The sequence below is a fragment of the Luteimicrobium sp. NPDC057192 genome (assembly GCF_042670205.1).
Taxonomy (GTDB): domain Bacteria; phylum Actinomycetota; class Actinomycetes; order Actinomycetales; family Cellulomonadaceae; genus Luteimicrobium.
The window spans coordinates 25,462-44,313 of sequence record NZ_JBHUWD010000016.1 but is presented as its reverse complement, the minus strand read 5'-3'; the positions used below and the strand labels follow the sequence as shown (position 1 = coordinate 44,313).

Sequence of the window (18,852 nt, the reverse complement as noted above, 5' to 3'; positions counted from 1 at the left end):
CGGGCGAGGCAGGATGGAGCGATGACCGCTCGACACCTCCGTGCCCTCCGCACCACTGCCCTCGGTGCGACGAGCGCGCTCGCCCTGCTCGCCCTCGCGGCGTGCGGGAGCGGCTCGCCGACGCCGTCGTCCGCGACGACGTCCCGGGCCGACACGGCGCCGACGACCACGACCGCCCCCTCGCCCACCCCCACGCCGACCCGGACCGAGACCCCGACCCCCACGGCACCGCCGGCCACCAAGCCCCCGACGACGACGCCGACCACGCCCGCCGCCGACCCGCTCGCGGGCATGAGCCTCGACCAGAAGGTCGGCCAGCTGTTCATGGTCGGCGCCGCGGCCACGGGGCCGGTCCCCGCCACGGACACCGCGATCACCCGCTACCACGTCGGGAACGTGATCCTCGTGGGCCGCTCCCAGCTCGGCGTGACCAAGACCAAGGCCATCGCGGACGCGCTCCAGCGCCACGCGACGTCGTCGGCCACGCATGGCCTGCCGCTGTTCGTGGGCGTCGACCAGGAGGGCGGCAACATCCAGGTGCTGCGCGGCCCGGGCTTCTCGACCATGCCGACGGCGCTCGCCCAGGGCACGTGGGCGCCCGCGACCTTGCGCGGCGAGGCGCACACGTGGGGGTCCGAGCTCGCGAAGGCGGGCGTCAACCTCAACCTGTCGCCCGTCATGGACACGGTGCCGAGCCCCGCCGACAACGAGGCGAACAAGCCCGTCGGCTACTGGCACCGCCAGTTCGGGTACACCCCGGCGACGGTGGCGTCGCACGGCGTCGCGTTCCTCCAGGGCATGCACGACGCCGACGTCGCGACCACGGTCAAGCACTTCCCCGGGCTCGGGCGCGTGCAGGGGAACACCGACTTCACGTCGGGCGTCAAGGACACCGAGACGACGGCGGACGACCCGTACCTCGCACCGTTCAAGGCCGGGATCACCGCGGGGACCGAGGCGGTCATGACGTCGACCGCGATCTACACGCGGATCGACCCCGACAACCCGGGCGCGTTCTCGCACGCCGTCGTCACGGGGCTCCTGCGCGACAAGCTGGGCTTCGACGGCGTCGTCATCACCGACGACGTCTCGAGCGCCAAGCAGGTCTCCGCGTGGTCGCCCGGACAGCGCGCGGTCAAGGCGATCGCGGCCGGCAACGACATCGTGCTGGCCGGCGTCCCCGACCAGATCCCCGCCATGACCGCCGCCGTCGTCGCGAAGGCCAAGGCCGACCCGGCGTTCGCGAAGCAGGTCGACGCCGCCGCGACGCGCGTCGTGACGGCCAAGAAGCACCTGGCGGGCTGACGGACGGCCGACGGGCGCGCCCCGGCCCGTCCGGAGCACGCCCGCTCTAGGCTCGGGCCGTGGCGGCCACCCCCGGACCTGCGGTCTTCATCGCGCTGGTCGCGCTCGTCGGCGTCGCGGTCCTCGCGTCGACGCTCGGCCGACTGCGCACCGGACCGTCCGTCGTCACGGCCGCGGCGCGGGCGGTCGTCCAGCTGGCCGTCGTCTCGCTCGTCATCGCGTTCGTCCTGCGGTCGCTCGCGTGGTCGCTGCTGTTCACCCTCGTGATGTTCGGGGTCGCGTGCGTGACGACGTCCCGGCGGATCGGCGCGCCCCGGGCCTGGCCGTGGGCAGCGGCGGCGATGGCCTGCGGGCTCGTGCCGACCCTCACGATCATCTTCGCGAGCCGCGCGGTGCCGTTCAACGGGCCGTCGCTCGTGCCGTTCGCGGGCATCGTCATCGGCGGCACGATGAACGCCCACTCGCTCGCCGGGCGGCGCGTGTTCGCGGCGCTGCGCGACCAGCACCCCAGCTACGAGGCGGCACTGGCCCTCGGGCTCGTTCCGAACGACGCCGTCGACGTCGTCGCACAGCACGTGGTGCCCGAGGCGCTCGTGCCCGGGCTCGACCAGACCCGGACCGTCGGCCTGGTGACGCTGCCGGGGGCGTTCGTCGGGGTGCTGCTCGGCGGAGGCACCCCCGTGCAGGCGGGTGCGGCGCAGGTGCTCGTGCTCGTGGGGCTGCTCGCCGCGCAGACCGTCACCGTCGGGGTCGCCTACGAGCTCGTGCGCCGGGGCCGTCTGCTGCCCGAGGACCTCCGCGCGAGCCGTTGGACCTGAGCTCGGGCCCACGGCCACACTCGGCGACGATCAGGACGGCGCATGGCCGCGAGGCAGCGCCTTTCGCCCGAGGTAGCGCGGAGTCCGTGCTACCTCGGGCGAAAGGCGCTACCTCACGGCAATGAGTCGAGGACAGGACCGGGACGCCCGTCGCCGTCAGAGCTGGTGGCCGAGCTTGTACTCGCCCTTCTTCCAGTCCGGGAGCTCCTCGCCGGCGCGCGTGTAGGAGAACCCGTCGGCGCCGATGGTGGCGGCGAGCTCGCTCGCGTCCGTCCGCGCGACGACGGGCTGCGGGTCGCCGTCGAGGTCGAGGACGAGCGACGCGTCGGTGTACCAGGACGGGACGACGGGGTTGCCCCACCAGTCACGGCGCTGGTTGTCGTGCACGTCCCAGGTCACGACGGGGTTGTCGGGGTCGCCCGTGTAGTAGTCCTGCGTGTAGATCTCGACGCGGTGCCCGTCGGGGTCGCGCAGGTACAGGTAGAACGCGTTCGAGACGCCGTGGCGACCGGGACCGCGCTCGATGCAGTCGGACCGTCGCAGCGCGCCGAGCTTGTCGCAGATCGCCAGGATGTTGTGCTTCTCGTGCGTCGAGAACGCGACGTGGTGCATGCGCGGACCGTCGCCACCGGTGAGCGCCGTGTCGTGCACGGTCGGCTTGCGGCGCATCCAGGCGGCGTAGACGGTGCCGTCCTCGTCCTGGATGTCCTCGGTCACGCGGAAGCCGAGCGCCTGCAGGTAGCCGACGGCGCGCGGGACGTCGGGCGTCACCTGGTTGAAGTGGTCGAGGCGGACGAGCGCGCCCGGGGTGTAGAGGTCGTAGCGCCACGCGAGCCGCTCCACGTGCTGGGTGTCGTGGAAGAACTCGTACGGGAACCCGAGGGGGTCCGTGACGCGGACCGTGTCTCCGACGCCCTTGACCCAGCCCTCGGCTCGACGCTCGACGCGGCAGCCGAGCTCGGTGAAGAACGCGACCGCGCGGTCGAGGTCCTCGGGTGCACGCACGCGGTACGAGAAGGCCGCGACCGCCGCGACGGGTCCGCGCCGGAGCACGAGGTTGTGGTGGATGAACTCCTCGAGGGACCGCAGGTAGATGACGTCCTCGTCCTCCTCCGTCACCGTGAGGCCGAGCACGTCGACGTAGAACGCGCGCGACGCCGCGAGGTCCGTGACGACGAGCTCCATCGAGGCGCACCGCAGGATGTCGGGCGGCGCGGCCTGCGGCGTCGGCACGGGGTCGTCGCACCGGATCGGGGCCTCCGGGGAGACGTAGAACCCGGAGGAGGTGAGCGTCTTGTCGCTGTGGGTCATGTTCATGCGTCCTTGCGTGAGACCGCGGTCAGTTCGTGCCGAAGGTCGGGTTGTGGACCTTGCCGAGCGTGATGTGCACGGCCTGCTGGTGCGTGTAGAAGTCGATCGACCGGTACCCGCCCTCGTGACCGAGGCCCGAGGCCTTGACGCCGCCGAACGGGGTGCGCAGGTCGCGCACGTTGTTCGAGTTCAGCCACACCATGCCGGCGTCGATCGCGCCGGCGACGTTGTGCGCGCGCTTGAGGTCGTTCGTCCACACGTACGCCGCGAGCCCGTACACGGTGTCGTTGGCGAGGGCGACGGCGTCGTCGTCGGTGTCGAACGGGGTGATCGCGACGACGGGCCCGAAGATCTCCTCCTGGAAGATCCGGGCGGTCGGGGGGACGTCCGCGAAGACCGTCGGGGCGACGAAGTTGCCGGTCTCGAAGCCCTCCGGACGACCGCCGCCCGCCACGAGGCGTCCCTCCGTCTTGCCGAGCTCGACGTACGACATGACCTTGGCGAAGTGCTCGGGGTGGACGAGCGAGCCGACCTCGGTGGCGGGGTCGTGCGGGTAGCCGACCCGCACCCGCTGCGCCTGCGCGGCGTACCGCTCGACGAACTCCTCGTAGACGTCGCGCTGCACGAGGATGCGGCTGCCCGCGGTGCAGCGTTCGCCGTTGAGCGAGAAGACCCCGAAGATCGTCGCGTCGACGGCGGCGTCGAGGTCGGCGTCGGCGAACACGACGGCGGGCGACTTGCCGCCCAGCTCCATGGACAGGCCCTTGAGGTGCGGGGCGGCGTTCGCGAAGATCGTCTGCCCGGTCCGCGACTCGCCGGTGAATGAGATCAGCGGCACGTCGGGGTGCTTGACGAGCGCGTCGCCGGCCTCCTCCCCCAGCCCGTTGACGAGGTTGAACACGCCGCGCGGCAGCCCGGCCTCCTCGAAGATGCCCGCCCACAAGGACGCGGACAGCGGCGTGAACTCGGCCGGCTTGAGGACGACGGTGTTGCCCGTCGCCAGGGCCGGGGCGAGCTTCCACGACTCGAGCATGAACGGCGTGTTCCAGGGCGTGATGAGCCCGGCCACGCCGATGGGCTTGCGGTTGACGTAGTTGATCTGGCGACCCGGGACCTTGAACGTGTCGTCCGCCTGCGCCACGACGAGATCCGCGAAGAAGCGGAAGTTCTCCGCCGCGCGCCTGGCCTGGCCGAGCGCCTGCGTGATCGGCAGGCCCGAGTCGAAGCTCTCGAGCTCGGCGAGGCGGGCGTCGCGCGACTCGACGAGGTCGGCGATCCGGTGCAGCACGCGGGACCGCTCGCGCGGCAGCATCCGCGGCCACGGGCCGTCGTCGAACGCCCGACGCGCAGCCGCGACGGCGTGGTCCACGTCGGCCTTCTGGCCCGCTGCGGCCTGGACGTAGGTCTCGTTCGTGACGGGGTCGAGGACGTCGAAGGTCCCGCCGTCGACGGAGTCGACGAACGCGCCGTCGACGTAGTGCCGGATCCGGTCGGGCAGGTCGTCGGGGACACGCCCCGTGGCGGGGTCGGTCGTCGGGTCCGAGCCGGGGTCGCTCGTGGCGTCGGTCAGCTGGGTCATGGCGTCTCCTTCGATGCCGGGTTCCGTTGCGGCGCCCGGTCGGGGCGCCGGAGGGTGAGGTAGGCGTCCAGGGTCGCCCACCGGTGACGGCGGGCGGCGAGCTCGATCTCGAGCGGGTCCGCGCCGTGCGCCACGAGGTCGAGGATCTGCGCGTGCTCGCGGACCGACTCGGCGGCGCGGCCCGGCACGAACGCGAACGTCGACGTCCGCAGCCCCGACAGCCGCGCCCACCCGCGGTGGACCTCCTCGAGCAGGTAGGCGTTGGGGCACGCGCGGTAGAGCGCCGAGTGGAACTCCTGGTTGAGCGACGTGAACGTACGCGGGTCGAGGTCGTCGGCCAGCAGCGTCATCCGGTCGTTGACGGCGCGGGCGGCGTCGAGGTCGGCCGGGGTCAGGAGCGGCGCCGACAGCGCGGTGGCCGCCCCTTCGACGACGCCGAGCGTCTGCATGACCTCGCTGTACGCGCTCTCGTCGACCAGGGAGACCCGCGCCCCGACGTTGCGCTCGTGCGTCACGAGGCCCTCCGCCTCGAGGCGGCGCAGCGCCTCCCGGACCGGGACGACGCTCATCCCGAGGTCGCTCGCGAGCGTGCTGAACACGAGCCGGTACCCGGGCCCGTACTCCTGCCCGACGATCCGGTCGCGGATCCAGTCGTACGCGACCTGCGACTTGCTGGGCGCCCCCGGTGGCGCGGCGTTCGGCGTGACCATGAGCTCCCTCGCTCGTGTCGACCTCGTGTGATCTCAGATCGTATCCGATCCGCGATCAAGGCTCCGGGTCGCGCGGGGCGCCCGGCGTGCGGCGACCATCGGCCGGTCTCAGCCGCGGCCGAGACCGGCGTCGCGCGCCTTGACGATCGCGGCCGCCCGGCTCGAGACCTGCAGCTTGGTGAAGACGTTCGAGACATGGTTGCGCACCGTCTTGAGGCTGATCATCAGCTCGTGCGCGATCGCCGCGTTGCCCTCCCCCGCCGCGACCAGCGCCAGCACCTGGCGCTCGCGCTCGGTCAGCGACGGAAAGGGGATGGCGGACGCCTCCTCGTCCCGGACGAAGTGCGAGACCACGCGCTGCGCCACCTCACGGCCGAAGATCGCTTCGCCGTCCGCAGCGCCGCGGACGGCTCGGACGATCTCGTCCTGGTCGGCTCCCTTGAGCAGGTACCCGTGGGCTCCTGCGCGCATCGCGGCGAAGACGGAGTCGTCGTCCTCGAACATCGTGAGGACCACGACGGCGATCCCGGGTGTGCCACGCACCACCCGCCGCGTGGCTTCGATTCCGTCGAGGTCGGGCATTCGGAGGTCCATCAGGACGACGTCCGGCCTGAGGTCTCGCGCCAGCTGGACCGCGCCCGGACCCGTCTCCGCGAGCCCGACGACCTCGACGTCCTCGGCGTCGCCCAGCATGAGCTCCAGGCCCCGCCGGAAGGCCGGGTGGTCCTCGGCCAGAAGCACCCGGATCATCAGGGCGACCCCATTCGCTCATCGGCACCGCTGGCCGGGTCTCGGCGCTCGAGCGGGAGCCGAGCGCGGACGACCACGCCGCCGTCCGCGGGGCTGACGATGGTGCAGGTCCCACCGAGCTCGGCCGCCCGCTCGCGCATCGAGCTCCAGCCGACCCCGTCGCCGGCGGAACGCGGACTGCCGGGACCGTTGTCGGCGACGGTCAGCTCGAACGCCCCGTCGACCCGGACGTCCACGCGGCATCGCGTCGCGGCCGAGTGCCGCACCACGTTCGCCATCGCCTCGGAGGCGATCCGGAAGGCGGCCACCTCGACCGCGGCGGGAAGCGGCGGTACGACGTCGGGCCCGCTGACCTCGATCGCGACGTCGGCCGAGAGCGCGTCGGCGCGCTGGCGGATCGCGGCCAGCAGACCCACCTCGTCGATCGCGGGCGGCCTGAGATCGTCGACGAGGCGCCGCACCTCGCTGATCGCCTCGCGCACGTCGTCCCGCGCACCGACCAGCAGCGCGTCGCGCTCCTCGGCGTCGGACCGGCGACGAGCCGCCCCGAGCGTGAGCACCACCGCGGCCAGGACCGGACCGACGCCGTCGTGCAGGTCGCGGCGCAACCGACGACGCTCCTCCTCGCGACCCGCGACGATCCGTGACCGGGACTCCCGCAGCTCCTCGGCCTGCCGCTGGGAGTGCACGAGCACCGCCGCGTAGCGGGCCAGGTCGTGCAGCAGGGCGTGATCGCCCGGCGACAGCCGACGCCCGGGCGGGACCACGACGACGAGGTCGGCCAGGTGCTCGCCGCGGTGCACGAGCGGCACCCGGACGGCGTCTCCGTCCGTCGTGCCCGCGACGTCCTGGACGGACACGCGCTCCACCCGTAGGGCCTCCGCCACGGCCGCTGTGACCGCGACCCCGAGGGCGTCGGGCGGGGCCGCCTCTGCACGCTCGGCGAGCAGCCGGAGCGCACGGTCGGGCTGTGCCCGGAAGCCGTACACCCACCGGTCGATGCGCAGCAGCAGCCACGAGTACGCGGGACGGACCGCCACCGCCACGAAGGCGACGGCGAGCAGACCCCCCGCGGTCGGGTGGCCAGTGATCTGCTGGGCGGCGTAGAGCAGCAACGCGTAGCTACCGACGACGCCGACCACCAACGCTCCGTAGACCAGCGTCCTGCTCAGCACCAGCCGGATGTCGAAGAGCGTGTGCCGCAGGATCGCGATCGCCATCGCGAGCGGGAGCGCGACGCTCACCGCGGTCAAGGTGGCCGTGGTCAGCCACTCACGGCGCCCGAGGACGAAGTAGTTGCTCCAGAGCGCGAGCAGGCCGACCGGCACCGCGAGGGACCCCCACACGAGCCAGAGCAGCTGGAGCCGGGTCTCGCCGTGCGCGCGCCGGAGGCGGCCCCGCACCGCGGGCACCGAGCCGAAGAGCAAGAGCACGACCAGCACGAGGCCGACCACGGCCAGCACGTCCGACGCGGGCGGCGGGAGCCACCGCAGCGGTGGCGCAGCCCCGTCGTGCTCGTCGGCGAAACCCTGCCTGTCGCCCGCTGCGCCGACCAGGAACAGCACGGCTCCCGCCAGACCGGTCCGGACCCAGCGCGCCCACCGGACCGACGGCGGCCGGCCGTCCGGCAGCAGGTACGCGATCAGGACCAGCCAGAGGAACAGGAAGATCCAGGCACCGGCCAGGAGTTGGTCGGCCACCAGCCCCGCCGTGGTCGTGCCACCAGCCCCCGCACCGCCCAGCAGCAGCCCGACCGACACCCCGTGCGCCACGAGCAGCCAGCCGATCCGTCGCTGCTTGCCGCTCGCGACGACCAGGACGCCGAGCGCCAGGGGCACCAGCGCCGCCACAGCCACGGCTGCGTGGGACATGTACCCAGTGTCGCGCTCCGCGCGGTGCCCGTCAGGAGTCCCGGGAACACTTCCCGGTTCGCTCGGGACGCCGGCACCGTGCCACCGGGTCGGAGTCCGAGCGACGGTCATGAGGTCGGCGAGGGTCGCCGACGTCACGCAAGCAAGGAGCAGGACGATGAGAGGGAGCACGTTCGAGAGGTTCCTGCCCTGGACGGGGGCGGTCGCCGGGGCAGCGTGGATCGGTCAGACGCTTCTCTTCCAGATGGACGCCGGCTCACCGGGCACGGCGACCACGGCGACGATCGAGGACCACCTGTTCGTCAACTACGCGGCCGTCGGCTGCCTCGTCCTCATGGGCATCATGCTTGTGTTCTTCGCTGCCGCGCTCCGGGGCCGGCTGCGCTCGGCCGAGGCGCGCGAGGCGACGTACTCGGCGATCTCCTACGGAGGGCTGCTGCTCGCCGCGGCCGGTCTGTCGCAGATGGTGCTCTGGAGCTGGGCGATGATCAACGGCGCCGCAGACGCCCACGACGACCAGGCCCTGCACGTCCTCAGCTTCGCCGGCTACTTCGGCTTCGCGGGGATGGGGATCGGGCTCGCCACCACGCTCGTCGCCACCGGGCTCGGGGGTCTCAGCAACGCCGCGCTGCCGCGCTGGTTCGCGATCATCACGCTCGTGCTCGGGCTGCTGAGCGCCCTGGGCACCGCCGGGATCCCGCCGGGCGGACTGGTGAACTACGTGCTGCTGCCGGTCTGGCTGGCGACGGCGTCGGTCGTGATCGCACGAGGCCGGCCGCGAGCGGACGGCCGGAACGGGCGCGTGCTCACCGAGGTCACCACGAGGTCGCGGACACGGCACGGAGAGGAGCTGGACGATCGTGCACGGGCCGAGTGAAGGTCTGCCGACGGGCCGATCTGGACCGTCGCCCCGGACGGCACCCGTCTGACCGCCGTACGACGAGCCCGCGGGCCGGTTCGCAGGGCATCCCGACGACGGCGGCGGCCGGCTCCCCGCTCCGGGAGTCGGCCGCCGTCGTCGGGCGCGGTGAGTGCGTCAGATGTTGATCATGTGCCCCACGAGACCGTGGAACGCCTCCTGAAGCGCCTCGGACAGCGTCGGGTGCGTGTGCACGTTGCGCGCGAGCTCGTTGGCGGTGAGGTCCCACTTCTGCGCGAGCGTGAGCTCGGGGAGCAGCTCGGACACGTCGGGGCCGATGAGGTGGCCGCCGAGCAGCTCGCCGTACTCGGAGTCGGCGATGAGCTTGACGAACCCGACCGGGTCGCCGAGGCCGTGGGCCTTGCCGTTCGCCATGAAGGGGAACTTGGCGACGGTGATCTCGCGGCCGTTCGCCTCGGCCTCGGCGCGGGCCTGCGCCTCGGTGAGGCCGAAGCTCGCGACCTGCGGCTGGCAGAACGTCGCGCGCGGCATCATGCGGTAGTCGCCGAGCGGGAGGGTCTCGGCGCCGCCGATGGTCTCGGCCGCGACGACGCCCTGGGCCTCGGCCACGTGCGCGAGCTGGAGCTTCGCGGTGACGTCGCCGATCGCGTAGATGCTGGGGACGTTGGTGCGCATCGAGTCGTCGATCGCGATGGCGCCGCGCTCTGTGAGCTCGACGCCCGTGTTCTCGAGCCCGTAGCCGGTGACGTTCGGCGCGAAGCCGACCGACATGAGGACCTTGTCGGCGACGAGCTGGCCGGGCTTGCCGTCCTTGCCCGTGTACGTGACGGTGACCTGGGAGCCGCCGTCGACGACGGTCTCGACCTTGGTCGACGCCAGGATGTCGATGCCGAGCTTCTTGTACTGCTTGGTGATCTCCTTGGAGACCTCTTCGTCCTCGTTCGGCAGCGCACGGTCGAGGAACTCGACGATCGTGACCTCGACGCCGTAGTTGCGGAGCACGTAGCCGAACTCCATGCCGATGGCGCCCGCGCCGACGATGACGATGGACTTGGGCAGCTCGCGCGTGAGGATCTGCTTCTCGTACGTGACGACGTTCTCGGACAGCTCGACGCCCGGGAGGAGGCGCACGGTCGAGCCGGTCGCGATGATCGCGTTGGCGAACGTGATCCGCTCGGACGAGCCGTCGGACTTGGTCACGTCGAGCGTGTTCGCGTCGACGAAGGAGCCGCGGCCGTCGTACTCGGTGATCTTGTTCTTCCGCATGAGGAAGTGGACGCCCTTGACGCGACCCTCGGCGACCTCGCGGCTGCGGTCGAACGCCGCACCGAAGTCGATGGTGGTCTCGCCCGAGATGCCGAAGAGGGCCTTCTCGTGGTTCAGCATGTGCGCGATCTCGGCGTTGCGCAGGAGCGCCTTGGACGGGATGCAGCCCACGTTGAGGCACACACCTCCCCAGTACTTCTCCTCCACCACGGCGGTGCGCAGGCCGAGCTGCGCCGCGCGGACAGCCGCGACGTACCCACCAGGTCCAGCACCGAGAACGACGACGTCGAAGTGTTCAGCCACGGGTCCGAGCCTAGGCCACGCGAGGGCGTGGTCTCCAACTGCCCGGACGTGATCTCGCGGACACCGGTCGCTCCGGCCGCGCGGGCCTCGGGTCAGGCGCGCTTCGCGCCGTCCCGGACGAGGTCGACGCCCTTGTTGGCGAGCTGGTCGGCGCGCTCGTTTCCGGGGTCGCCCGCGTGCCCCTTGACCCAGACCCACGTCACCTGGTGCCGTGCGACCTCGGCGTCGAGCGCCTGCCACAGCTCGACGTTCTTGACGGGCTTCTTGTCCTTGGTACGCCAGCCGTTGCGCTTCCAGCCGACGATCCACGACTTCATGCCGTTCATGACGTACGACGAGTCGACGTGGAGCGTGACGTCGCACGGCCGCGTCAGCGTGCGCAGGCCCTCGATCACGGCGGTGAGCTCCATGCGGTTGTTCGTCGTCGTCGGGTCGCCGCCGAAGAGCTCCTTCTCGCGCCCCTTCGACCGCATGAGCACGCCCCAGCCACCGGGGCCGGGGTTGCCCTTGCACGCGCCGTCGGTCCACATCTCGACGACGGTCAGCTCGCCGCGCTCCGTGGGCGGGACGGCGGACGGGTCGGGCGGGGTGACGAGGACGGTCTCTTCGGGCACGGCCCCACCCTAGAGGGCGGCGTCGGCAGCGAGCGCCGCCCGGAGCTCGCCGACGACGGCGCGGCCGAGCTCGGTGAAGCCTCGCGTCTCCCCCGGCGCGACCCAGAGCTCGAACGTGACCTGGAAGGCGGAGACGATCGTCCCGGCGGCCACCGCGGCGCGCACGTCCGGGACCCCGCGCGCTCGGAGGCCGGCGGCGAGGGCGTCGGTGAGATGGGCCATCTTGGCGCGTTCGCGCTCGACGAGCTCCGGGTTCGCGTCGATGACGCGCTGCCGGCGTCGCGAGAACGGTCGGCGCTCGTCGTCGAAGAAGGTCGCGGCGCGCGCGAGGACCTCGTCGGCCACCGCGAGCGGTCCGAGCTCGGTGGCCGCTGCGACGCCGGCGGCGAGCGTGTCGTTGAGCTGCTCCTGGCCCTGGAACAGCACCTCGCGCTTGTCGGCGTAGTGACGGTAGAAGGTGCGCTCGGTGAGCTCGGCACGCTGCGCGATCTGCGCGACGGACGTCTGGTCGAAGCCGCGCTCGTCGAAGAGGTCGAGCGCGGCGGCACGGAGTCGTTCGCGGGCGTCGGGCTGCCATCGGGCCATGACGCCATCCTAGGTGATGTCAGAGCCTGTCATCAGTGCTACGTTGAGTGATGTCACATCCTGACATCACTCGGAAGGACCACCCATGCGCATCTTCGTCACCGGAGCGACCGGCTGGATCGGCTCCGCCGTCACCGGAGAGCTCCTGGCCGCCGGCCACGACGTCGTCGGGCTCGCCCGGTCCGACGCCTCCGCCGAGGCGCTCGCCGCGCGCGGCGCCACCCCCCTGCGTGGCACGCTCGACGACCTCGGGATCATCAAGGACGCCGCCGCCGACTCCGACGGCGTCGTCCACCTCGGCTTCGTCCACGACTTCGACCGGTTCGCGGAGTCGGGCCGCGTCGAGCGTTCCGTCGTCGGGACGATCGGCGACACCCTCGCCGGCTCGGACCGCCCCTTCCTCTTCGCGGCCGGCGTCGCGGGCCTCGCGCCGGGCCGCCTCGCGACGGAGGACGACGCGTCGCAGCACGTCGGCCCGGACGCGCCCCGCGGCGGCAGCGAGGCTCTCGGGCTCGAGTACGCCGAGCAGGGCGTGCGGACCGTCTCGCTGCGCTTCGCGGCCAGCGTCCACGGCATCGGCGACCACGGCTTCGTCGCCGAGCTGACCCGGGTCGCCCGCGAGCGCGGAGCGGCCGCGTACGTGGGCGACGGCGCGAACCGCTGGCCCGCCGTCCACCGGTCGGACGCCGCACGCCTCGTCGCGCTCGCGCTCGAGCAGGCGCCGGCGGGCGGCGTCGTGCACGCGGTCGCGGAGGAGGGCGTGGCCATGCTCGACATCGCGGAGGCCATCGGCCGGAGCCTCGACGTCCCGGCCCGGTCGGTCGCGCCCGAGGAGGCGGCCGAGCACTTCGGCTGGATCAGCCGCTTCGTCGCCCTCGACGCGCCCGCGTCGAGCGCTCTGACCCGCGCGCGCTACGGCTGGACGCCGACCGGCCCGACGCTCCTCGAGGACATCGCCGCGGGCGGCTACCTCCCTCGGGCCTGACGGCCCCCGTCGGGCGGGGTGCCGCCGTCCGGGCGAACCGGCCCGTGACGACGCACCTCGCCCGGCCGCGCGGGCGCCTGCGTGGTAGGCAAGAGGCATGAACGTCACCATCCTCGGTACCGGGATCATGGGCTCCGCCGTCGCGGGGACCCTCGTCCGAGCGGGGCACCAGGTCACGGCCTGGAACCGCACCCCCGCCAAGGCCGCGCCGCTCGCCGACGACGGCGTCCGGGTCGCCGCCACCGCCGCCGACGCGGTGGCCGGCGCGGACGTCGTCCTGTCGATCGTGTTCGACGCGGACGCCGTCCTCGACGTGCTCGACGACGCGGGCCCCGCACTCACCGACGGCACGGTCTGGGCGCAGGCCACCACGATCGGCGTCGACGGCACCCAGGAGGTCGCGTCCCGCGCTGCCGAGCTGGGCGTCCCCCTGGTCGAGGCGCAGATGCTCGGGACCCGCGGCCCCGCGGCGCGCGGCGAGCTCACGATCCTCACCGCAGGCGACCCGGCGCTCGTCGACCGCGCCAGGCCCGTGCTCGAGGCGATGTCCGCGAAGACGCTCCACGCGGGCGACACGGTCGGCTGCGCGAGCGCGCTCAAGCTCGCGTGCAACGCCTGGCTCGCGACCATCACGGCGGGCGCAGCGCAGTCGCTCGCGCTCGCGGCCGCGCAGGGCCTCGACCCGCAGCTGTTCCTCGACGCGATCAGCGGGACCGCGACCGACTGCCAGTACGCGCACCTCAAGGCCGACCACATGCTCGCCGAGGACCTCGCCCCGACCTTCACGGTCGACGCCCTGCGCAAGGACGTCGGGCTCATGATCCACACCGCTCGCGCGACGGGGACCACGGTCACGCTGCTCGACGCGCTCGACCGGGTCCTGGGCGTCACGTCGCTCGACGGGCACGGCAAGGAGGACGTGGCGGCCGTCTACGACGCGTTCACCACCGTCCCTCTGGGCAACGGCGACTGAGCAGTCCCGGAAACACCGACACACTGCTGTCGCCCGGCGCGGGCAGGGTCGCCGGTATGGACCTCACCACCGAGTACCCCGTCCCCGTCGACACCACCGCCGACGTTCCCGCGTCGATCCACGGCTGGACCCGCCTGTGGAACGGCGCCTACGAGATCGCCGACACGATCCTCTCGCCCGACGCCCGCGTGACCTTCGGGGGCCTGACCGTGGGGGCGCGCGCGGACGCCCTGCGGGGTCCCACGGAGATCGCCGCCCTCATCCGTGACTTCCGTTCGACCCGTCCGGGCCTCGTCTACAGCGAGGTCGAGGTGCGCGCGGGCGCGGGCTTCGCCGTCGTCGTGTGGAACGCCGGCTCCCCCGACCTCCACCGCGGCGGCATCGACACGTTCAGCTTCGACGGCGACGGCCGCATCCGCTCCGTACGCTCCGTCACGGGAGAGCGTGGGTGGCCCCGTGCGAGCATCGGCGCGTGAGACGGTCCGAACGCCACCACGCGCTCGTCGACCACCTGCGCGCGCGGGCACCGAAGCCGATCTCCGTCTCGCGCCTGGCGCGTGAGCTCGAGGTCTCGACCCGCACGGTCGAGCGGGACGTCGCGGCGCTCCAGGCGGCCGACGTCCCGCTCTACGCCGTCCCGGGCCGCGCGGGTGGGTACGCCGTCGTCCCCGAGTACTCGCTCCCGCCGCTGCACCTGACGCCCGAGGAGGCGTTCGCGTGCGCGGTCGCGCTCGACCTCCTCGACGGGTCGCCGTTCGCCGCCGCGGCGCGGCGGGCACGCGACAAGGTCGGTGCGGGGTTGCCCGCCTCGACCCGTGAGACCCTGCGACGCCTCGCCCCGGACGTCCGGTCGGTCGGGCGCGCGCCCACCGACCGAGCGAGCGGCGTCGACGGGGTCGCGCGCGCCGTCGCGGAACGACGCGTGCTCCGCCTCGAGTACCGCGACGGCGCCGGTACGACGACGCAGCGCACCGTCGAGCCGCTGGCCCTCCTCGAGGCCGACGGCGCGTGGTACCTGGTGGGCTGGTGCCGCACACGGGACGCCGTCCGGGGCTTCCGCACCGACCGGGTCGTCCGGGTCGAGCGCACCGACGAGGTCCTGTCCGCGGACCGCGCGCGCGGGCTCGAGAGCGATCTCGCGCGGTGGCGTCCGCGCGTCGTCGGGCGGGCGTAGCCGCCTCACCCCAGCAGGCGGCGCAGCTCCCCCTCGGCCGAGGCGATCCGGTCCGGGTCGATCGTCGTGCCCTGGTCGTACAGGTCGACGACGCGCGGGTCGACGTAGCTCGCCCGCGCGATCGCCGGCGTGTTGCCGAGCGCGGCGGCCGCATCACGCATTGCCTGCGCGACGGCGCGCTTGCGGGCGGTCGCCGTCCGCTCCGGTCCGTGCTCCGCGAGGGACACGGCGGCCGCGACGGTCCCGTGGAGGGTCCGGAAGTCCTTCGAGGAGAACTCGCCGCCGGTCCGGGCCCTGACGTCCTCGTTGATGGCCGTCGGGTCGAGCGGCACCCAGACCTCGGTCCCTCCGACGTCGACCGGCACCAGGATGCGGCCGGGCTCCGCGTCCTCGTCGTCGTCGCGGGAGAAGCCGAGGAGGCGCGCGTCCGGGTCGTCGCCGGCGCGCTCGCCGAGGACACGGGCAAGGCGCAGGTCGACCAGCTCGGACTCCCACAGCTGGCCGGACTTGCCGGGGAAGCGCAGCAGCACGTGGTCGTCCTCGACCGTCGCGTCGCGGACCCGCAGCGTCGCGATCCCCCGGCTCCCGTGGCGCGACGCGTACCGCTCGTTGCCCACGCGGAGGTGGGCGACGTCGAGCAGCCGGAACGCCGCCGCGAGCGCCCGACGGCGCGTGGGCGCGTCGCCCTCGAGGTCGCGCGTGACCCAGCCGCGGGCGCCGGGCAGCGCTTCGGCGAGCGCGAGCATGCGGTCGAACTTGGTGCGGTCCTGCCGGGCGCGCCACTGCGGGTGGTAGAGGTACTGGCGTCGCCCGGCGGCGTCGATGCCCGTCGCGAGCACGTGGGCGTTCGGGTGCGGAGCGATCCACACGTCCGTCCAGGCGGGCGGGATAGCGAGCGCCTCCAGGGCGCGGCGCTCGTCGGCGTCGACGAGGTCTCCGCCGGGGTCCCGGTAGCTGAAGCCGGACCCGGCGCGCACACGGTGGTACCCGGGCCCGGAGAGGTTGGCGCGTCGCAGCCGCACGCTCACTCCTTCCGGACGTCGGTGGGGTCCTTGTCGGGGCGCCAGCCCCGCCACCTCGGCTGCCGGAGCCGCTGGTCCCCGGTCCACTCGGCGAACTCGACCTCGCCGACGAGTCGGGGGCTCACCCAGTGCGCGTCGCTCGCGTCGGCTCGGGGGACGTCGGTGAGGGACGTCGTCTTCCGGGCGAGCTTCGCCAGGCGTTCGGTGGCGTCGCGGAGCGCCTTGTCGCTGAACCCGGTGCCGACGCGCCCGACGTAGCGGAGCGAGCCTTCGCCGTCGGGCACGCCGACGAGGAGCGAGCCGACCAGCCCGGCGCGGTTGCCGTTCCCGGGCCGCCACCCGCCGACGACGACCTCCTGGGTGCGGGCGTGCTTGACCTTGATCCAGGCCCGGCCCCGGCGTCCGAGGGCGTACGTCGAGCCGACGCGTTTGGCGACGACGCCCTCGAGCCCGAGCTCGGCGCTCGTCTGCCACGCGCCGTCGAAGTCGCCCTCGAACGCGGGCGGCACCTTGACGACGTCGTTCTCGGTGACGAGCGCCTCGAGCCGTTCCCGCCGTTCGCTGTACGGCAGGTCGACGAGCGGCTCGCCGTCCTGTTCCAGGACGTCGAAGAGGAAGAGCTGCGCGGGGACCTCCTTGGCGGCGGCCTCGATCTCGCGGGGGTCGGCGAGGTTCATGCGCCGCTGCAGCAGCCCGAAGCTGGGCCGCCCTCGCCCGTCCAGCGCGACGATCTCGCCGTCGACGACGGCCTCCCCGGCCACGGCTCGCCCGAGCCCCTCGACGACGTCGGGGTACCCGGGCCCCTGGTCCTTCCCGTTCCGGCTGGTCATCGACACCCGCGCGCGCCCGAGCCCGTCCTCCTGCTCGACCCGAGCGATGGTCCGGATGCCGTCCCACTTCATCTCGTAGGCCCACTCCCCCTCGTCGTCCCCACTCCCGACGACGTCCCCGCGCGTCCCGAGCGCGGCCAGCATCGCGGTGTAGGTCGGCCCCTGCGCCCCGGAACCGGACGAAGCAGCGGAAGCGCCGTCGTCGCGCGCAGAAGGCGACCGGTCCGCAGAGGCGTCCGAGGGGGATGGTGCGCGGCGTCGTGGCTGGGTCTGGCGGGAGGCCGCGAGGGACGAGCGGCCGGATGGTAGACGCCGCGCACCATCCCCCTCGGTCGCCGAACCCGACCCAGGACTACCCTCCGCGCCCGACCCGACACCGTCCTGCGACTTCGTCCGGTGGATCAACCACTGGGACTTCGGCGCACCGTGCGCGCCCTCGCCTTCGGCCTCGCGCGTCCTGATGAGCGCGAGCCGCCGGTCCCCGTGCTGCTCGCCGTGGAGCACGACGATGACTTCGTCGTCCCGCCACTTCTCGAGCCCGTAGGTGCCGGAGTCCCAGATGGTGACGGTGCCGCCGCCGTACTCGCCCTTGGCGATGGTGCCGGCGAAGGTCCCGTACTCGAGGGGGTGGTCCTCGGTCTGGACGGCGAGGTGGTTGGTACCGGGGTCGGTGGGTTCGCCCTTGGGCAGGGCCCAGGAGACGAGGACGCCGTCGCGTTCGAGCCGGAAGTCCCAGTGGAGGCGGCTGGCGTGGTGCTCCTGGATGACGAAGCTGCGGCCTTCGTCGCCGGGGCGCGGGGCGTCGGCGGGGACGGGTTCGGGGGTGCGGGACGCGTCGCGCTTGGACCGGTAGGCGGTGAGGCTGTCACGGGCGGGGGCCGTGTCGTGGTCGTCGTCGCCGTCGCTCACCTCGGGCAGCGCGGCGGCGTCGACGCGCCCGGGTGTGAGCGTGGTCATGGGGTCGCGGCGGCGCTTGATCCGCGCGAGGACCTCGGTGTGGTCGAGCTGGCGGAGGTCTGCGGCGGACGACCGGGCGAGCTCGCGCCAGGTGCGGGGCGCGGCGACCCAGGGGTGGCTGCGGCCGCGCAGCGAGTAGGGCGCGACGGTGGTCTTGTTGCCGTTGTTCTGCGACCAGTCGACGAGGACCTTCCCGCCGCGCAGCGCCTTCTTCATGTCGGAGACGACGAGGTCGGGGTGGTCGGCCTCGAGCGCCCGGGCGAGCTCGTGGGCGACGTCGGTGACCTGGGCGCTGGTCTGGCGGCCGTCGAGCGCCGCGTACAGGTGGATGCCCTTGGACCCGGACGTGACGGGCACGGTGTCGAGGCCCATCTCGTCGAGGATCTCCTTGGCGAGGTGGGCCACCTCCACGCACTCGGGCAGCCCGGCGCCTTCGCCGGGGTCGAGGTCGAGGACGAGCCGGTCGGGGTCGTGCACGGCTCCGCGCGGCCCGAAGGCCCACTGGGGGACGTGCACCTCGAGCGACGCGATCTGCGCGAGCCAGACGAGCGTCGCCGCGTCGTTCGCGAGCGGGTACGTGTTGGTCGAGTGCTTGTGCTCGATGGTCCGGCGCTGGACCCAGTCGGGGGTGCCGGCGCCGAGGTCCTTCTGGAAGAACGGCTGCTCCTCGACGCCGTTGGGCCAGCGTTTGCGGGTGACGGGACGGTCCCGGACGTGCGGCAGCATCGTCGCGGCCACGGCCGCGTAGTACTCGATGACGTCGCGCTTGGTGGTTCCGGTCGCCGGGTAGAGCACCTTGTCGAGGTTGGACAGCCGGATGTCGTGACCGTCGACGGTCACGACCTCGGTCTGCTCGCCGGGCGTGGTCAGCATGCATCCTCCGCTCTGCCGGGGGTCTCGTCCCTCGCTGCCATCGTCC

General features: G+C 73.1%; 17 protein-coding genes. 7 read left to right on the top strand and 10 right to left on the bottom strand.

What is annotated here, in order from left to right; all coding sequences use genetic code 11:
• Positions 1–21 precede the first annotated feature (21 nt).
• Entirely contained in the window at positions 22–1,305 is a 1,284-nt protein-coding gene (locus ACFT5B_RS09480) for a glycoside hydrolase family 3 N-terminal domain-containing protein (protein WP_386797748.1), read from the top strand.
• 59 nt (positions 1,306–1,364) lie between these two features.
• Positions 1,365–2,123 carry an ABC transporter permease gene (locus ACFT5B_RS09475; RefSeq protein ID WP_386797747.1) on the top strand — a complete coding sequence of 253 codons (759 nt, stop codon included), beginning with the start codon at positions 1,365–1,367 and terminating at the stop codon, positions 2,121–2,123.
• 156 nt (positions 2,124–2,279) lie between these two features.
• On the opposite strand, the gene hpaD is transcribed toward ACFT5B_RS09475, so the two are convergent.
• From hpaD to ACFT5B_RS09450, 5 genes are all read right to left on the bottom strand, one after another.
• On the bottom strand, positions 2,280–3,434 hold the full coding sequence (hpaD, locus tag ACFT5B_RS09470; protein WP_386797746.1) for a 3,4-dihydroxyphenylacetate 2,3-dioxygenase: 1,155 nt from the start codon (positions 3,432–3,434) through the stop codon (positions 2,280–2,282).
• Positions 3,435–3,462: 28 nt separating this feature from the next.
• Positions 3,463–5,013, bottom strand: a complete 1,551-nt coding sequence (gene hpaE, locus ACFT5B_RS09465) for a 5-carboxymethyl-2-hydroxymuconate semialdehyde dehydrogenase (protein WP_386797745.1) — start codon at positions 5,011–5,013, stop codon at positions 3,463–3,465.
• Complete coding sequence (locus tag ACFT5B_RS09460) at positions 5,010–5,723, bottom strand: GntR family transcriptional regulator (protein ID WP_386797744.1); 714 nt, start codon at positions 5,721–5,723, stop codon at positions 5,010–5,012. Before ACFT5B_RS09460 ends, hpaE begins: the two co-directional genes overlap by 4 nt.
• Positions 5,724–5,831: 108 nt before the next feature.
• Positions 5,832–6,473, bottom strand: a complete 642-nt coding sequence (locus tag ACFT5B_RS09455) for a response regulator (RefSeq protein ID WP_386797743.1) — start codon at positions 6,471–6,473, stop codon at positions 5,832–5,834.
• Positions 6,473–8,344: a sensor histidine kinase gene (locus ACFT5B_RS09450; RefSeq protein ID WP_386797742.1), complete on the bottom strand. Its 1,872-nt coding sequence runs from the start codon at positions 8,342–8,344 to the stop codon at positions 6,473–6,475. The genes ACFT5B_RS09455 and ACFT5B_RS09450 overlap by 1 nt, the downstream gene beginning before the upstream one ends.
• A 157-nt stretch (positions 8,345–8,501) precedes the next feature.
• Between ACFT5B_RS09450 and ACFT5B_RS09445 the strand changes: the two genes are divergently transcribed.
• Positions 8,502–9,221: a hypothetical protein gene (locus ACFT5B_RS09445; RefSeq protein ID WP_386797741.1), complete on the top strand. Its 720-nt coding sequence runs from the start codon at positions 8,502–8,504 to the stop codon at positions 9,219–9,221.
• A 159-nt stretch (positions 9,222–9,380) separates the two neighbouring features.
• Here ACFT5B_RS09445 and lpdA read toward each other — a convergent pair whose 3' ends face one another.
• From lpdA to ACFT5B_RS09430, 3 genes are all read right to left on the bottom strand, one after another.
• Positions 9,381–10,793 (bottom strand): dihydrolipoyl dehydrogenase, encoded by a 1,413-nt coding sequence (gene lpdA / locus ACFT5B_RS09440; RefSeq protein ID WP_386797740.1) that lies wholly within the window; start codon positions 10,791–10,793, stop codon positions 9,381–9,383.
• A 92-nt stretch (positions 10,794–10,885) separates the two neighbouring features.
• A complete protein-coding gene (gene rnhA / locus ACFT5B_RS09435; RefSeq protein ID WP_386797782.1) occupies positions 10,886–11,323 on the bottom strand; it encodes a ribonuclease HI in 438 nt (145 codons plus the stop codon).
• A 93-nt stretch (positions 11,324–11,416) separates the two neighbouring features.
• Positions 11,417–11,992 (bottom strand): TetR/AcrR family transcriptional regulator, encoded by a 576-nt coding sequence (locus ACFT5B_RS09430; RefSeq protein ID WP_386797739.1) that lies wholly within the window; start codon positions 11,990–11,992, stop codon positions 11,417–11,419.
• Between the two features lie 85 nt (positions 11,993–12,077).
• Between ACFT5B_RS09430 and ACFT5B_RS09425 the strand changes: the two genes are divergently transcribed.
• The 4 genes from ACFT5B_RS09425 (at position 12,078) to ACFT5B_RS09410 (ending at position 15,124) form a co-directional block, all read left to right on the top strand.
• Positions 12,078–12,977, top strand: coding sequence for an SDR family oxidoreductase (locus ACFT5B_RS09425; protein WP_386797738.1), 900 nt, complete (start codon positions 12,078–12,080; stop codon positions 12,975–12,977).
• A gap of 97 nt (positions 12,978–13,074) precedes the next feature.
• The gene (locus ACFT5B_RS09420) at positions 13,075–13,950 is read left to right on the top strand and encodes an NAD(P)-dependent oxidoreductase (RefSeq protein WP_386797737.1); all 876 of its coding nucleotides are present in this window, start codon (positions 13,075–13,077) and stop codon (positions 13,948–13,950) included.
• Between the two features lie 56 nt (positions 13,951–14,006).
• A complete protein-coding gene (locus ACFT5B_RS09415) occupies positions 14,007–14,426 on the top strand; it encodes a hypothetical protein (protein WP_386797736.1) in 420 nt (139 codons plus the stop codon).
• The gene (locus ACFT5B_RS09410) at positions 14,423–15,124 is read left to right on the top strand and encodes a helix-turn-helix transcriptional regulator (protein WP_386797735.1); all 702 of its coding nucleotides are present in this window, start codon (positions 14,423–14,425) and stop codon (positions 15,122–15,124) included. Before ACFT5B_RS09415 ends, ACFT5B_RS09410 begins: the two co-directional genes overlap by 4 nt.
• 5 nt (positions 15,125–15,129) lie before the next feature.
• On the opposite strand, the gene ACFT5B_RS09405 is transcribed toward ACFT5B_RS09410, so the two are convergent.
• Both ACFT5B_RS09405 and ACFT5B_RS09400 read right to left on the bottom strand, forming a co-directional pair.
• Positions 15,130–16,146 carry a DNA topoisomerase IB gene (locus tag ACFT5B_RS09405; protein WP_386797734.1) on the bottom strand — a complete coding sequence of 339 codons (1,017 nt, stop codon included), beginning with the start codon at positions 16,144–16,146 and terminating at the stop codon, positions 15,130–15,132.
• Between the two features lie 2 nt (positions 16,147–16,148).
• Positions 16,149–18,806: an ATP-dependent DNA ligase gene (locus ACFT5B_RS09400; RefSeq protein ID WP_386797733.1), complete on the bottom strand. Its 2,658-nt coding sequence runs from the start codon at positions 18,804–18,806 to the stop codon at positions 16,149–16,151.
• Between the last annotated feature and the right edge of the window lie 46 nt (positions 18,807–18,852).